Genomic DNA, 15,551 nt, shown 5'->3' with positions numbered 1-15,551 from the left:
TTCGATATTTCCCGCCGGTCTTGTCCGCGATCTGCACAGCAGTGGCCCCAGACGCCGTGGGCACCTTGCGCACAAAAGGGCTCATACTCCCATGATACGGGTCAGATTAGTTACCCAATTTCGAGCCTATCAACACTGTGACCAGCATCAATGCTTCCCAGATGGCACGAAACGCCCATCACCTGTGCAACTCAGGAGATGTCGTCTTAACCTAACCACCGAACGAGGCGTTAGCTATCAATAGGACACTAATTTTTAAGCCCCGGATGCAATTTAGTTACTCAATATAGCGTCGATGGCAGAAAGGTGTGGTTCTGCTACAAACCCCGTGGCCGCGATCTTGGCATTATCCAACACTGAATTAGTTGGCCTCGGTGCCTGGGATTTGCCCGCAGCATACTCTGCAGTACTCACAGGACTGACATCATCAGCTGAACGACCGCACCGTTCAAACACAACCTGGGCGATGCCGCACCAAGTAGACGGCTCGCCGCCACCAGTCACGTTATACGCGCCGTAAGCAGGTCGTACATCGAGTAGGTGCCTGATAGCTGCGGCAATAGTGGCCGTCGAGGTGAGTCGGCCCATCTGGTCATCCACCACGGAAGGACTAAAGCCCTTGCCCGCCAGGCTGGCCATTGTCGCCACGAAATTGGAACCCGCACCAATCACCCAGCTGGTGCGCACAATGTAATGTCGCGGCACAGCGGATACTGCCAGGTCACCAGCAGCTTTACTCTGACCATAGACGCCCAGCGGACACAGCGAGTCATCCTCCGTGTACGCACCATCCTTGGATCCGTCGAACACGTAGTCACTAGACACGTGCACTAGCGTTGCCGAGGCTTCGGCAGCCTTGCGAGCCAAATGGGCAACCCCGGTTGCATTAACCGCCCACGCTTGTCCTCGGCCCTCAGGAGTATCTGCGGAATCTACTGATGTGTATGCGGCGGCATTGATCACAGCGTCAACCCCACGCAGGTTAAGTGCCTCAATAGAGGCAGGATCGGCCAAGTCCAATCGTTCTCGAGAGAGAAACTCGACTGAGTCGTCCCCGACGTAGGCCTCGTGCAGCGCACGAGCTAGTTGCCCTGTATCTCCGATTACCAGGGTGCGCCTCGGTGCCATAGGCGTGACATCGGCCAGGTTCGGATGAGTGCGATCAGCTTCAGAAACAGTCGCCTGATCCAGTGATATCGGCCAGGCGATATCTAACTCGGGGTCCGCGAGGTTGACGAACGTATACTCAGATTTGGCGGCAGCGTTCCAATGGTCGTTGACAAGGTAGGAATAAAGTGTGTCCGCCTCCAGCGTCTGGAATGCATTGCCCACTCCACGGGGTACGTATACGGCTGTGCCCGGTGTGATCTCAGTGGTGAACACGGTGCCGAATCCGTTTCCAGGACGCAGGTCGACCCACGCCCCGAACACACGCCCCACTCCGACAGACACTAGTTTGTCCCACGGCTCAGTGTGGATGCCTCGTGTGACACCAACAGCTTGGTTAAACGACATGTTCTGCTGGACAGGTCCAAAGTCCGGTAGCCCCAGGTCGACCATCTTCTCGCGCTGCCAGTTTTCCTTGAACCAGCCACGGTCATCACCATGGACTGGCAGGTTGAGAACGTGCATGCCTTCAATAGGAGTTTCGGCAACTTCCAGGTCACTCATCGTCGGCCCTCTCCCAGTTTGGTTTCCTGTACGCGGTATCGCGCTTCGGTGGCATCCTTTTGTGGACGCCACCAGTCCTCATGCGTACGGTACCAATCGACTGTGGCTGCCAAGCCCTCGGCAAAATCACCATGCGTCGGCTCCCACCCCAGTTCCTGCCGCAGCCTGGTGGAATCAATGGCATAACGCAGATCATGACCGGGGCGGTCTGTGACGTGATCGAACCAATCTGTGGGCCGCCCAAAGATCTCGAGCAGTGTAGTCAACACGCTCAAGTTGTCCTGTTCACCGTCAGCACCGATTAAATAGGTCTGGCCTGTGGTGCCCTGCTCGAGAATAGTCAGCACCGCACTCGAATGGTCTTCCGCATGAATCCAGTCACGCACGTTATGCCCGGCCCCGTAGAGCTTCGGCTTGACCCCATCAATAAGGTTGGTGATCTGGCGGGGAATGAACTTCTCCACATGCTGGAACGGTCCGTAGTTATTCGAGCAATTGCTCAGTGTAGCGGACACGCCGAATGAACGGACCCACGCACGCACCAGCATGTCGGAACCGGCCTTGGTCGACGAGTACGGACTGGACGGATTGTATGGGGTGTATTCCGTGAACTTTTCCGGCGTACCCAACGGCAAGTCTCCGTAGACCTCATCCGTTGACACATGATGGAACCGCACCCCATACCGACGCACGGCCTCCAACAGAGTGTACGTGCCTACAAGGTTCGTGCGCACAAACGGCGACGGGTCCTCCAACGAATTATCATTGTGCGACTCCGCAGCGAAGTGGACGACTGCGTCCGCGTGGGAAACAATCTCATTTACCACATTGGCATCGCAGATATCACCGCGAACCACTGTCACACGGCCACCAGACATTCCCATGAGAGACGCCTCGTTAGCCGCGTACGTGAATTTATCCAACACCACTACGTGAGAATCCGTGTGCTCGACGAGGTGGTGAACAAAGTTCGAACCGATAAACCCGGCACCGCCGGTGACTACAATCTTCGCCATTTCTGTCCTAGCCTTATCCGTGTCATTAGCAAACCAGTCGTTGCCGATAGTTGAACCGTTGCCGAAAGCTGTGGTTCGTTAGCGATGTATGGTGCCTGCAGAATGTCGCGGCGCGCACTATCAGATGATCAAGTTCAAAAGGTACTGACCGTATCCGCTCTTGAGTAACTTCTCTCCACGCTCGGACAGTGCGGCATCGTCGAGCCAACCTTGCCGCCACGCCACCTCTTCCGGGCAGCCCACAGATAGTCCTTGCCGTTCCTGAACAGTGCGAATATAGTTCGACGCGTCGCTCAGCGAATTGAACGTACCGGTATCGAGCCACGCAGTGCCTCGCGGCATGAACTCGACTTTCAGTTTGCCCGCTTCCAGATACACACGGTTGAGGTCCGTGATTTCAAGCTCACCGCGGGCCGAGGGCCTCAGGCCAGCCGCGGCTTCAACCACGGTCGAGTCGTAGAAATAGATTCCGGGCACAGCGTAGTGGCTCTTGGGCTTGGCGGGCTTTTCCTCCAACGAGACCACGTTGTTCTCGCTATCAAATTCAACAACGCCGTAGGCAGAAGGATCCGAAACCCACTGCCCGAAAATAACAGCACCATTCGGGTTGGCATGATGGCCGAGGCGCGTACCCATGCCTGAACCATAAAACAGGTTATCACCCAAGATCAGTGCCACTGGATCACCACCGATGAACCGTTCCCCAATCAGAAACGCCTGAGCAAGACCATCGGGACTCGACTGGACTGCATACTCCAGGCTCACGCCGAACTTCGAGCCATCGCCCAAAACTCCACGAAAAGCCTCTTCGTCCCGTGGAGTTGTGATCACCAAAATCTCACGGATACCCGCCAACATCAGAGTAGAAAGCGGATAGTAAATCATCGGCTTATCATAGACAGGCATGAGCTGCTTGCTGACACCGTATGTCAGAGGATGAAGGCGCGACCCCGTACCACCCGCAAGGATAATGCCTTTCAAACTGCTCACCCCATATCTTTCAGAAACAGCCACCAGGTAGCTCGAACCGTGGCTACACCAGTGTAGGGAACTACAAACAACCACATCGTTCACGTGCTTACTGCATTCTACCGAGCGCAATCTTGAATAACCCTGTTGAATCGAATACGACTCCGCCGAAGAGCTCCCTATGACCTACGACGAGTTTCGACCAGCCCGAAGTTCATAGCGACCCTAGTATACATTCAAGAGCACCACCAGCGCCCAGCAGCCAACAACCGAGAACCGAGAAACGGTAACCGCTAAGAAAAAATACGATTCAGGGATGACGATAGACGCCGCGATCAACAACTAGACTGAGACCTTAAGTTAGGCTCGCTTAATCACGCGATTCTGACAGGACCAGCTACGAGATTTAACTCAACCAAGAAATTCATTCAAACCCGCTGAATTGCGGTCAAAATCGAATGACCACGCAGAAGTGTGGACGACCTGCCGCCAGGGAAATTTACCAGTCGGCTCAACATTGGGGCTACTCCAGAAATATTGACAGTCTATTCCACGAGCAGAACAAATCAATGCTTCGAATCTGCCCCTATACCCCTCATGAGTCAGCACACCAACACGCTCGGCATTGACGGCGAAAACCAGATTATACATCGCGGATCCACCGAATCCACATATATGTTTAGCATTTCGGAACAAATTAATTTGCTGCGGCAAAGAAAGTAGCTCCGGGTAAATTATTGAATAGCCTTGGTCGCGAAAAAACTGCTCGACGTCATCCTGATTCTGACAGCCCCGAGTACTAGTCGACTCGCCCCGAGAGATAAAAATCTTGTCTCGACACTCGGCGCGCTCAGTGCGACTCCCAACGCATAATTCATTAGGGGATACCAATCCTGGCAATAAACGGTCCCAGGTATCGACAATCGCCGGATTTACATACAATGTATTATTTCCAGACCATAACGGATCCGCCGATATCAACATATCAACTTTAGCTGCGGGAGCTGCGACAACAACATCTCTATCATCTATCCCCCAAGCACGAGTAAAAGCCAACTCGAAGTTTGGTTGCCGCTCACCCGGATATTTAGTCTGTATAAGCACTTTGAGGTCGGGAACCCGAGCCTTCGCTTCATCCCACGCCCACAACCGAGACAGGCCATCTGTATACCAGTGACCGAAGTGTCCAGGGTTCGCGGTATTCAACGCAAATACAGGGGACTCTATTCGTTCGGGAGAGTCATGAGAGGCGCGAACAGTAGCATAACCACGCTCCTTCGCCATTCGAATTCCTTCAGCTCCCGAGCTCGAGTAAACGAAGGTATCCGGAAGCAACGAACTGTCAGTCCTTACTCGACCATATTCCTCGATGATAACCTCTCCCTCATACAATCTCGAATAGAGGTTCTCACCCGTTGAAGGATTCGAAAAGTCGGGGAAAGTATAATGACGGTCGTTCTCGCGGAACTGCGAGGCCGCCAGCTTTCCTGGAGCTAGTTCCTCGATAACTGTCGTACGCAAATAATCACGACGATGCGCAGTAAACCGAGCTACTTCGGATCTCTTTAGTGCAGCAAAATGGTCTACTCCCTTTGAAATAGATAGCGAATCACCCGAAATTTTTACGCCGCTCACAAGTGAACAAATCTCAAGATCAATTCGTTTCTCGGCGACAGCTTGACACCACTCAGATGAGATACAAGAACCGAGTCCATATATTTCTCCCCGAGCCGATGCACTTAATGCGCGGATAATCAAATTGCCGTTAGCGACAACCGAGTATAAAAGCCTCTCCATGAGGCGCTTAGATAAACTTTCTCCATCAGACACGAGTACTTCAACACATTCGAATGGGCCATATAGTCGGGCCAGCCAGGGCAAATGATCGACGGAGCTAAACTCATGAACCACGTCGCGCTGTCCGGCTCCTCGCCGGTGCGGATTGTTTGTAACCCCAAGGTTAGGCACGAACCAATAGCGTGGGAGCTCCGAGCCTCCTTCTCGAACCCGCAACGAACGTACGCTGTCACCGGTATTGGTAGTCAGATGAATAACTGCCTGGCGCATCTTGCCACTCATGGATCTCTCCGGATCTATTACTCGCCGAATTAGACTAGCACGAGTTCCACGCCGAGCATCCTCAAATTGAACGACCCATTGCGAATAATTCTAATCTAATTTCGATGATTACACTTTCGGAACAAATTGACTATCTTAAAATTAGTTTCACCGGCCCAGCAACGTTGTAGCCGATATTCCAACCAAGACTCCCAACGCACTTTCTTGTACAGCAACCGACGCCTGCTCTTAGTACTCCTATCGCAGAGCAGGATTGCCGCTCGTCCACTCTTCTCACATATCACTGAATACGCAGGCGAGAGCGCTTGAATAGCGATCCGCCCACCATGCTTCATCTGTCCGCAGCAAACACTACCTCATGAAATTGCTTCAACGCCGTGGACCGATAATCATCAGCGCTAAATTCACCGTGAGCATCATCTAAGTTTTTTATCAGGTCATTGATGTCATCCGCCATTTCCGAAGAGTGTGCACTAATTATTCTGCCATATCCGATTTCCATGAGCTCTGCAGTCCCGGGCGTGTAAGCAGCCGCCACAGGAGTATCTAGAGTCATTGCTTCGAGTACAACAACGGGCTGTCCCTCATGAGTAGATGGAAGAACGAAGAGATCTGCCGCTTTGAGCGCAGGGTATGGATTTGCGCGCTGCCCGGCAAACATTATTGATTCTCTGACTCCAAGCTCTCTGGCTTTCGCTTTAAGTTCGGCTTCTAAGAGACCAGAGCCGATGATAGTAAGCCTAGCACCGGGATTTCTACCGATAATAGCGGGCCAAGCGTTAACTAAACTCATAAAGTTCTTTTCGGGAGAAAGTCTACCGATCGAGACTATATTGATTGCCCCACCCGTGATCCACGTCTCCAGATCTTCTTCAAGGCGCTCGCTTGATGAATCTAGAATGCGATCTTTGTCGAGCACGTTCGAGACTGGGGCGTAAGGCGTGGCACACGAGAAGCCAGCGAGTTCGAGTTCCGTTTGGTTCTCGTCTGCCAAGGACTTTGCGACCGGCACCACCGCGTCGTAGTCGTCATAACGCTTGAACAAGGGAGCCAGTTCCGGGTACTTAGTTCGCCACTCTCGTACCAGCTGATTGTGCTGCCAGATGAAGTGCTTGGTGGATTTGTCGCCGACATTTGCTATGAAGTCGGCCCACAACGTCGCGTAGCCGTCAAACTCGATGGCAGCGTGGGGCACGGTACCTCCTAGTACCCTGCGCGCTTCACGGTTCCAGGCCCGCTTAGTCAGTCGCTTCAATGCTGACCCATAGGTGGCGCTTCGATTGTTCGCACGTGCGATCGCCCACTGTTCCTCCGGCGTGGCAGTAATGCCGCCAACGCGAAAAGCCAAATCAACATAGTCCGGCAATCGCGAGAGCACGGACTGTCGGTCTTCATCCCTGCGCATGACGTGGCCCTCTACAACTAAGACAATGTCCACCTTCTCCGGGTCTAGCGCGTACAGTAGTGCAAGCAATGCACTAGCAATGCCGTTACGCATCAAACTCGCGTGGAATACAAGAAGGGGTCGCTGACGCAACCTAGCTGGAGCACTTTCAAGCATGAAGTCCAGCGCGCGTTTCGAAGCATGGCCATCTTCGTGCGGTGCGTAAGCCTCCACCATAGATGTTTTCGAGTCTATCCACCCCGCATCAAGCTGTTGGACTGTTTGAACTAACGATTCACGATCCGCACAGACATGCCCGGGGAAGTCGGAAGGATCAAGATACAATCCTCGACTTGTGATGTAACTGTCAATGTCGGGCACATAGAAGACGATCGGCCGCCCAGTGATTAGGAAATCAAATGCAATCGACGAGTAGTCGGTAATCAAACTATCGACACCAGCAAGTAGGTCGTTCGTGTCTATTTCCGCAGGAACTATCTCAACAGGAAGCGTCAGATTGGCAACCAACTTCTCAGTAAGTCGATGTGCCCGGAAAAAGACACGTGAGCTGGTTGCGTCAGACATTGCTTGAAGGTCCGAAATTAGTCGCTCCAGATCGAACGTTTGCTCCGAAACGCCACCTCGCCATGTGGGGGCGTATAGAATCACCGATTCCGTATCATCTACGCCAAGCTGTCTCCGTACATCCTTGCGAAGGTCGGCACCGCCGTTGATGAGCCTGTCCAACCTTGGTGAACCTGTAATCCGACGCGCAGCTGTCGCGTACCGCGCAATTCGATGGTCGTCAAACAATGCCCAATCGGTGAGTCCATTCGGTGATGTTACGTGAGTTGCCTGGACGAAATTGCGCGCCAAGTTTTCGTACTCCAGAAGTCCCTGTTTCATTGACTGGCCCAGAGTCTTCAGAGGGGTTCCGTGCCACGTGTTCAAATACGTCTGTCCGGCACGTCGCACGAAATACGGACCAAACGACACATTGTTAACTAGATACTTGCTGGTTGCGAGATATTTTAGATATAGATCAGAATGAGTCTCAACGAGAATCACATCACTAGATGAGGAGACTTCTAGCGGGATTTCCACCGATTTAGCATGTGCCCAGACAAAGGTAAACCCATCGAAACGCGGGTCTTGCTTCATCTCACGGAACAAGGCAAGTGGGTGACAGCCGATCGAAGCGCCATGGTTGCTTTCGAGAAACACAATGTTGTCTATGATCGGTAGAGTTTCGTAGAATTCCGCGTACAAACTTCGACGTCGTCCCTGCGCCGAGTTGAGATATCGCTTCAAGTCCAATCCGTCAGGAAAACGAACATCTCTACTACTCCGAAGCTCTTCCAACGCTAAGTCGATGGACCCACGCTCCGCTTGCAACTCAGCATAACGGGTAGTTTCAGACCGAGACGGATGCATAAGCCGGCGCGACAGTTCGTGTAGCGCGACAAATTCCTGGTCAGGCTGGTCAAGAGACCGAGCCGCTCGCGCAATTTGTCGCCACGTACGAATTTCAGTAGGAAATTCCTCACTAATCGACCGCGCAAGTGCACTCGCGTGATCAGTTGCGATCCGTACTAGCATCGAGCGAGTAGTCTCTACCTTATCCGCAACATTGTCGCTATAGCTTGACTTCGAAGGCTCAGCATCATCGCGAGCTCCCAACGATGCCACGTACGCTAAGTAGGCATCATCAACTCGGTCAAGCTGGCGCGCGACTTCGGCAAGCCGATACCACCAGTGTTCTTTCTCGGCATCCATCAGGAGCGCCCGGGCGTAGGCCGAAGCCGAACCTTCGTTGTCTCCCAGCCGTTCGAGTACCACGCCCAATCTGTAATGACGGTACGCATGCTCGCCATCGGTCATGACCGATCTGTTGAACCACTCACGAGCATCTTCCCAAAGATACTGTCGGTCATACGCGTGGCCGACTTCGAATTGTAGACTGGCTCTGATACTCAGCGCTTCTGTTCTTGAAAGTTGTCTATGATATTGGCGGATAGCTTCACGCCACAAACCGCGATTCTTATAGTAGATACCCGGGCCTAGTTGCTTGGCAGCCCCACTATCTTTAGATGCAACTTCGTCCAAAAGTGAATCAGAATCTTTAAACTGACCTAGCAACTCATAGCAATGCGCAAGCTCTACCTTGTCTGAATCAGAGATCTTGAAGCTTTGAGCAACGGCCTTGAAATACTGTACGGCTTCCGCGTAACATCCCATTTTTGCGGCGAGTGACGCCCTGTCTCTCAACCATGACACGTCGTCGGCTCGGGCTGACGAGCCAGCGCGCAGGGTCTCCAATCGTTTCCACATGGGCGATTTCTTTTCTGCGTCATAAATAGCGGCATATGCGTCTGCTGCGCGATGGTTGCAGCGTATTGCCAGGTGGTATTGCGCTACTGCATTTTCCAACTCGCCTAGGGATGAAAGACACCTTCCGCGCCTAAACGCAATTTTTCCAGAGTTTCCGTCAAGCGCTTGCGCCTTCGCATACTCAGCGTCTGCAGATTCCCAGTTACCCTGACGCTCGAGGGAGAAGCCAAGTTTATATAAAGCATCGGTGTTATTCGGTGAAATATTGACAGCTTCGCCAAACGCATCCACAGCGGATTGTGTGTCGCCATTTCGCAAGGACATATTTCCGAATAACATGGCGGTTCGGTCATCACCGGCTTTTGCGAGTTTCCACGCTCGCCCTAAGGCCGAATCGGCCAGGTGGGTTAAATTTCTTGAGCGAGCTATGCGTGAAGCTAGTAATAGTGACTTCGTTATATATGAACTATTCGAAGGCTGCCCACCTTCAGAATGGATCCTGTTCACTGTTCTTCCTCCGTGTTGCGCAATCCAAGGTATCCAGCGTGTGCGGCTCGAATAATCAATGTCGCCATGTCTTCGAGAGAAGTATCTGGGGGTTCCTGAATAGAATCTTTATCGTGAGAATTTATTAGAGCTATTAATTCTTCGGTCGAATCCGCCTCAAGTATATTATTGACCGCGCAGAGTCTGTAGAGTCCACGCTCCTTTAGATACTCTCGCTTATCGGCGGTATATTGAATAGCTAGCTTTCCGGTCGGCAAGAAATCATATAATATAGAAGAATAATCGGTAACAAGGACGTCAGAAAGCGAAAGTAGATCTTCCACATGAGGCTCATTACTTACGTTGATGATGGATTCAAGAGGATCGCGTTCATTTTGTACGATATGATGTGAGCGCAAAAGAATTCTCGCATTGCATTGTTCGGCAATCTTACCAAAATTTAAGTATTGACCCCATTCAAATAGAGTCCCATGCCGATGGCTGTCTCTCCATGTCGGTGCGATCAATATTACTAGTTGGTCTTCGTTTATACCGTAACGCCAACACAATGCTTTTCGTCGGTTTTCGGCAGACGGTTCGTATATTCGCCCATTCCGAGGATATTCACCCAAACGCACTTCGCCACTATACCCAAGGGCGTTTTTCAAAATGGTCGCCGCTTTCGGGGTCTGCGCAAGCAGAAGGTCCCATTCTGAGACCTCATTTTTCATCAAACGCCTGTACGTTAGTGGAATTTTCCGACGAGGCAAATCCCACAATAGTTTCTTAATCGGCGTGCCATGCCAGGTCTGAATATAGAACTGCTCTGGCCGCTTCTCTACAAAGAATGGAAAATTGTTGTTGTTGATCCATACGTGACTTGTTGCCATAGCTCGGTGCCAGTCTGCAGTGCCCTCGACAACCGCTATTCCGCCTTCTGGCACGTCCACTCGACGATCACGGATCGACCAGTAGAGTGGGATTTCGTGAGTTTCTGCCCTTATTGCATCGAAGAGTGCTCGTGGATTGTCGTTCGCTGATTTGCCGTTATACGATTCAAACACAATACCCGGCTGCAGAGGACCCCAGTCTTGCCTGCGTAGCGCAAAACGGCCGACCTTGGTCCTCTCCTTTGCTGACCATGGAGGAGAGGCCGTGATCGCTACAGCTTCGGATGGTCGGGCCTCCACTCGGAGAGTATTCCACTCGGTGAAGCAGTCCACTGGGCGGATCGCGAGCTTTTCTGCGGCGCGCGCCCAGCCCTCTGCAGCCTTCGCAGTGTTTCCGAACCTGACGTGATATCCGCCGGACATCGATGCGACCGTACCGCCTTCTACTCCGGTAGTCGTGAGGTCGTAGACAGCGGTGAAGCTACCATCCCCGTGCCGTGCGTGCTCAGTAGGTTCCACGGTGTGATCTGACGATCTGAGAACGACAGTTATGTTGGCCGGTGGGTCGATTCGACCTGTCAGTAGCAGGCGGTCCCTGTCACTCGATGCTCCGGTGATACTGACTCGCCTGAATCGCTGAGTCAGTTGTACAGCGCCGGCGATATTGGGTGACAGTCTTACGCATGAGGTGTCAGGAAGCAGATAATCGACTGCCGCATGATGGACAGGGACAGTCTGGTCATCCATCGTCCGCGCCAAGGCTGACCACAAGCGTTCGCCGCCGGCAACGAAGTTTTCAGGAAGCTCCGGAAAAGTACCCGTAAAGATGGACCGTCCCTGTGCCTTTAGCGTGGCCGTCATGCCCGCGCCGTGCAGGGTGAGACTCCTGATATCGACAAAGCCGTCCAATGTGATCGTTACGTCTCGTCCACGACAACTCACTTGTTTGGCCAGAACAGGACGTGCTGGCATCCCCACGGCTTGGATAGACAGTTCATCATGCTCATTGGCGATCACGGTGACCCTGCCGTTGTCGACGACTGGACTTGGGGCAATCATTGCCACGACGGCAGCCGACAGCGCCGGTACGTTGAACTGCCTGTCCTTGATGTCGAACCGTCCGACAAGTGCAATCCCCCGGGGAGAGTGATCATCTAGCTCGGAGAGGTCGATCCTTGCTCTGAAACCACCCTGGCCGTAGCTTCTCCACGGGTCGCCGACCTCGAGATCCACTCGATTGTCGTTGACGTGCTCGACGGCTTCGTCGGCGACAACTGCCCCGTCCATGACACCTTGGATGCGCACGTCGACGTCGCTTGGGTCGATTCCAGGAATGTAGGCACATCCCTGCAGTTCGATGACCTGCTCATCGACCCACCGTGCATTCCTGATCTTCATTTGAGGGACGAAGTCGACGTCCCTCGCTCTAACCAAGCGCTTTGGCACCTTCGTCTCGAGCCGCTCGAGGTAGGTAGGAGCGACGAGCCATCGGCCATCGACGTACTCGAGCGGCACTGATCGCGTCTCTTCGGCTCGAGTCCCGAGTATCTCTTCGATGTCGGACAGGAGTCCGGCGGCCACGACCCACATAAAGAGTCGTTCTTGCGCCGGGATAAGCTTCCATGCGCCTCGGGGCATCGTCTTCTTCATGTCGTTCGCGGCATCGCACAGCGTCTTTCTGAACCGCTTGTTCGCGGTGTCCAGGAATTCCGCATGCATAGCCAGGTCCGTGCCCATCCAGACGGAGTAGGCGTGTTCGAGCACGTTCTCCGGAACGTTATCCAGCGTGGATCTCAGCACATCGATGACTTCGAGCTTTGCCTGTAGATCGGTCAGCTTGGCCTTCCGCTGTGAACGAGTGTCACGACCATCGGCCAAACGCCACGCGTAGACGTCGTCAGTGAGCACGTCGACGGCCGATGCTCCGACCAAGGCGCGATAGACCGGCTCTTGGTCTTCGTAGTTTCGGAACCCCCACATCTCGCCGACGTGTCTGTTCCAGAAGTCGCGACGATAGACCTTGTTCCACAGGACCGGTTCTTCCAGCAGCTCAGGCATGTCTCCTAAACGGACAGCAAGGCGTTGCCTCGAGTGCACGCGTGCGGTGAGCTTTGGGCGAGTTCGCCCGCTCTTGCCTATTCGGACATAAGAACCCGTGGCAATGTCAGAGCCTGTCCGTTCGAGCGAATCGATCATCGACGAATAAGCACCTGGCAGAACTTCGTCGTCGGCATCTGCGAAGGCTAAATACTTCCCCCGGGCTACGTCGACTCCCCTATTACGAGCGCGAGCGGGTCCTTCGTTTTCCCCTTCGAGAATCGAGACACGTGCGTCACCGCTCGTGCAGGTGCGAATCTTTTCGACAGTGTCATCCGTCGACCCATCGTCGACAACGATGACTTCGAGAGAGACAGCTTTCTGGTTGAGGACGCTGCGTAAGCACGCTTCGATCTGATCGCTCGCGTTGTACGCGGGGATGACAACACTCAAGGTGACATGTGCGTCTTCGCGCGCCGTTTCGGCGACGTCCCGGGCTGAGCCGATCTCGGACTTCGCTCGACGCCGGAAGTCCTTGAAGCCTTCGACCCCGCCGTTGCGCAGATGCCACAGCGCCTTGCGCCACCGCTGTCCACTCACGGGGTCTCACTGCCGTTCATCGTCACCTTCTCGCGAATACTTCTGACGATCGATTCGTAGTCGGCATTGCGGTAGTGGAAGGGTTGCGGTCCCCACTTGTGGTCCCGTGCGATTCGAACGTCATTGCTTGCTCTTACCACGGACGACTCTGTCAGTGATTGTGCATCTCTACGATACCGGATGTAGTCGACATTCGCGGACAGAGCGCGATCGGCATATTCCTCCGCCTCTGTCGGTTTCACAGCGCGGAGGCTCTGCCATGCTTCGCCGACTCCGCGACCGTTTGAGAGACCACGGCCGGCCTCGCGCGCTCCACGCTGCAGCCGTCGCCAACTGCGACCCAGCTTCGCTAGGCCGTCGTTCTGGGGATGAGGGGCCCCGTCGACAGCGCCGGCCCATTCTATGTCGAGCAGAATGGTGCGTTCCCACAGGCTGACTTCTTTGAGTTCGGCCATGAGTTGCTCGAATCCGGCCTTCCAGGCGGAGAAGTGCTCGTCGGTACCGAATTCGACGAGTCGCGCACCGACGCGTCGAGCCTCACGCGCAGCACCACATGATTCGATCTCGAGTGAGTTCGTCATGGTGGTGCCGTCGGGGAAGCGCCAGAATCCCCGTCGCTCATCGACGAGATCAATGAGCACGAAATCGAGATCGTTTGCCTTTTCGACGATTCGCCGTGCGCCAGTTCCTTTGAGATCGCTGGTCACCATGCGCTTTTGGAATGCCGAGGTCAGGCCGCCGATGTCGATGCCGCCGGTACCGTGGGGTGACTGCAGGCTGGTGACCGAGTGCCGTGCGACATAGGCGACGACCTCGACTTCTGGCATGAATTCCGCAGTATCTCGGCTGACGCAGGAACCGAATATCGCTGCTTTCATTGTGGTGTGTCCTGATGAACTGAAGCGGTGTTCTCCGCTTGGCGAAGTCGCTCGCGCTCTTGGTATCGCTCGTCGGCGATCTTTCGTGCACGGGACGCCAGACGACGGCCGGTGAAGTCATCGGCGGCAGCGATCGAAGACGCGCGGTCGTCGGGATTCGCTGCACGGAGGACTACTCGTCTCTTGCTCGGACTCAACCGCAGCGGAGGTGGTCCATCGTGGAGAGGAGGCGCGCTGACAGCCTGAGACGCGGGCTTCGGAAGCGCCGGGAACTTCGCCTTCGGAGGTGCAGACTCAATAGTCTCGGGCCATACTTGGGACTCAGCCGCAGCCAAGAGCGGTGCCGGAGTTTCCTCGACCTCATCGACCTCCACCCGTCGTTTGACGTGTCTCGCAGAAGCCTTGGTCTTCTTCACCGGTCGAGCCGCATGTCGAGGGATCGGATCCTTGATGAGTTCCGGTTCAAGGATGTTGATCTCCTCCTTGACCGCATTGCTCACGACGTCGTGGAGGAGTTTGTCAGCGATGTCCTCTTTGCCCTTAGCGACGTTCCAGGCCCACCAGCGGTACTTCTCTGCCACGGCCTCGGCAGGACCATTCATGAGGATCTCCCCGCGGTGCATCCATACCGCGCGGGTACAGAGTTCCTGGATCACCTTGGCTGCGTGATTGACCAGCAACACCGTCCCAGCTTCAGCGAGGAGTTCGTCCATGGCTCGTTCGCTGCGTTCGGCAAAGGTCGCGTCACCGGTCGACAGCGCCTCGTCGATGAGCAGGATCTTCGGTCGCGCGGCCAGGGCGATGGCGAACCTCAGTCGAGCGCCCATTCCCGAAGAGTACGTCCCCATCGGCCGGTGGATCGCAGCGCCCAGAGCGGAGAGTTCGACAACACGGTCAAAGGCTTCTGCAGCCTCGTCCGGGGACAGCCCCATGGCGAGACAGCCGAGGCGCACGTTCTCACTTCCCGACAGAGCGGGTTGCAGAGCAGCGCTGACGCCGAGGAGCAGCGGCTGATAGCGGACGAGGATTCGACCGCGATCGGGCTGTTCGACACCGGCGACATTGCGGAGGAACGTCGATTTGCCCGAGCCGTTGGCGCCGACGATGCCGACCATCTCTCCTTCTCGCGCAACGAAGTTCACTCCACGCAGTGCGCGGACCGTGGTCTGGCTCTGCCTACCCATCGCGGCATTGGCGATGCGGCGTAGTC

8 protein-coding genes are annotated in these 15,551 nt (G+C 54.5%); all 8 read right to left on the bottom strand.

What is annotated here, in order from left to right; all coding sequences use genetic code 11:
• Positions 1–273: 273 nt before the first annotated feature.
• Positions 274–1,671 (bottom strand): sugar nucleotide-binding protein, encoded by a 1,398-nt coding sequence (locus tag ACTIIH_RS04440; RefSeq protein ID WP_441450732.1) that lies wholly within the window; start codon positions 1,669–1,671, stop codon positions 274–276.
• Complete coding sequence (rfbB, locus tag ACTIIH_RS04435; RefSeq protein ID WP_441450730.1) at positions 1,668–2,687, bottom strand: dTDP-glucose 4,6-dehydratase; 1,020 nt, start codon at positions 2,685–2,687, stop codon at positions 1,668–1,670. The genes ACTIIH_RS04440 and rfbB overlap by 4 nt, the downstream gene beginning before the upstream one ends.
• Before the next feature lie 120 nt (positions 2,688–2,807).
• A complete protein-coding gene (gene rfbA / locus ACTIIH_RS04430) occupies positions 2,808–3,668 on the bottom strand; it encodes a glucose-1-phosphate thymidylyltransferase RfbA (RefSeq protein ID WP_441450734.1) in 861 nt (286 codons plus the stop codon).
• Positions 3,669–4,067: 399 nt separating this feature from the next.
• Positions 4,068–5,735, bottom strand: a complete 1,668-nt coding sequence (locus tag ACTIIH_RS04425) for a glycosyltransferase family 61 protein (protein ID WP_441450729.1) — start codon at positions 5,733–5,735, stop codon at positions 4,068–4,070.
• A 331-nt stretch (positions 5,736–6,066) separates the two neighbouring features.
• The gene (locus ACTIIH_RS04420; protein WP_441450727.1) at positions 6,067–9,789 is read right to left on the bottom strand and encodes a CDP-glycerol glycerophosphotransferase family protein; all 3,723 of its coding nucleotides are present in this window, start codon (positions 9,787–9,789) and stop codon (positions 6,067–6,069) included.
• Between the two features lie 164 nt (positions 9,790–9,953).
• On the bottom strand, positions 9,954–13,463 hold the full coding sequence (locus tag ACTIIH_RS04415) for a bifunctional glycosyltransferase/CDP-glycerol:glycerophosphate glycerophosphotransferase (protein WP_441450725.1): 3,510 nt from the start codon (positions 13,461–13,463) through the stop codon (positions 9,954–9,956).
• Positions 13,460–14,341: a DUF6270 domain-containing protein gene (locus ACTIIH_RS04410; RefSeq protein ID WP_441450724.1), complete on the bottom strand. Its 882-nt coding sequence runs from the start codon at positions 14,339–14,341 to the stop codon at positions 13,460–13,462. The genes ACTIIH_RS04415 and ACTIIH_RS04410 overlap by 4 nt, the downstream gene beginning before the upstream one ends.
• Positions 14,338–15,525, bottom strand: a complete 1,188-nt coding sequence (locus ACTIIH_RS04405) for an ATP-binding cassette domain-containing protein (protein WP_441450722.1) — start codon at positions 15,523–15,525, stop codon at positions 14,338–14,340. Before ACTIIH_RS04405 ends, ACTIIH_RS04410 begins: the two co-directional genes overlap by 4 nt.
• Positions 15,526–15,551 lie beyond the last annotated feature (26 nt).

It is taken from the genome of Brevibacterium sp. (genome assembly GCF_052105255.1).
Taxonomy (GTDB): Bacteria; Actinomycetota; Actinomycetes; order Actinomycetales; family Brevibacteriaceae; genus Brevibacterium; species Brevibacterium linens_B.
Note: the sequence above shows the minus strand (reverse complement) of the source record. Positions and strands in the feature narration are given on the sequence as shown.

What these genes read in the sequence shown, in the direction of transcription:
- ACTIIH_RS04420 (WP_441450727.1), bottom strand. Translation starts at nt 9,789, where the DNA reads ATGTTATTCGGAAATATGTCCTTGCGAAATGGCGACACACAATCCGCT.
- rfbB (WP_441450730.1), bottom strand. Translation starts at nt 2,687, where the DNA reads ATGGCGAAGATTGTAGTCACCGGCGGTGCCGGGTTTATCGGTTCGAAC.
- ACTIIH_RS04410 (WP_441450724.1), bottom strand. Translation starts at nt 14,341, where the DNA reads ATGAAAGCAGCGATATTCGGTTCCTGCGTCAGCCGAGATACTGCGGAA.
- ACTIIH_RS04425 (WP_441450729.1), bottom strand. Translation starts at nt 5,735, where the DNA reads ATGAGTGGCAAGATGCGCCAGGCAGTTATTCATCTGACTACCAATACC.
- ACTIIH_RS04440 (WP_441450732.1), bottom strand. Translation starts at nt 1,671, where the DNA reads ATGAGTGACCTGGAAGTTGCCGAAACTCCTATTGAAGGCATGCACGTT.
- ACTIIH_RS04405 (WP_441450722.1), bottom strand. Translation starts at nt 15,525, where the DNA reads ATGGGTAGGCAGAGCCAGACCACGGTCCGCGCACTGCGTGGAGTGAAC.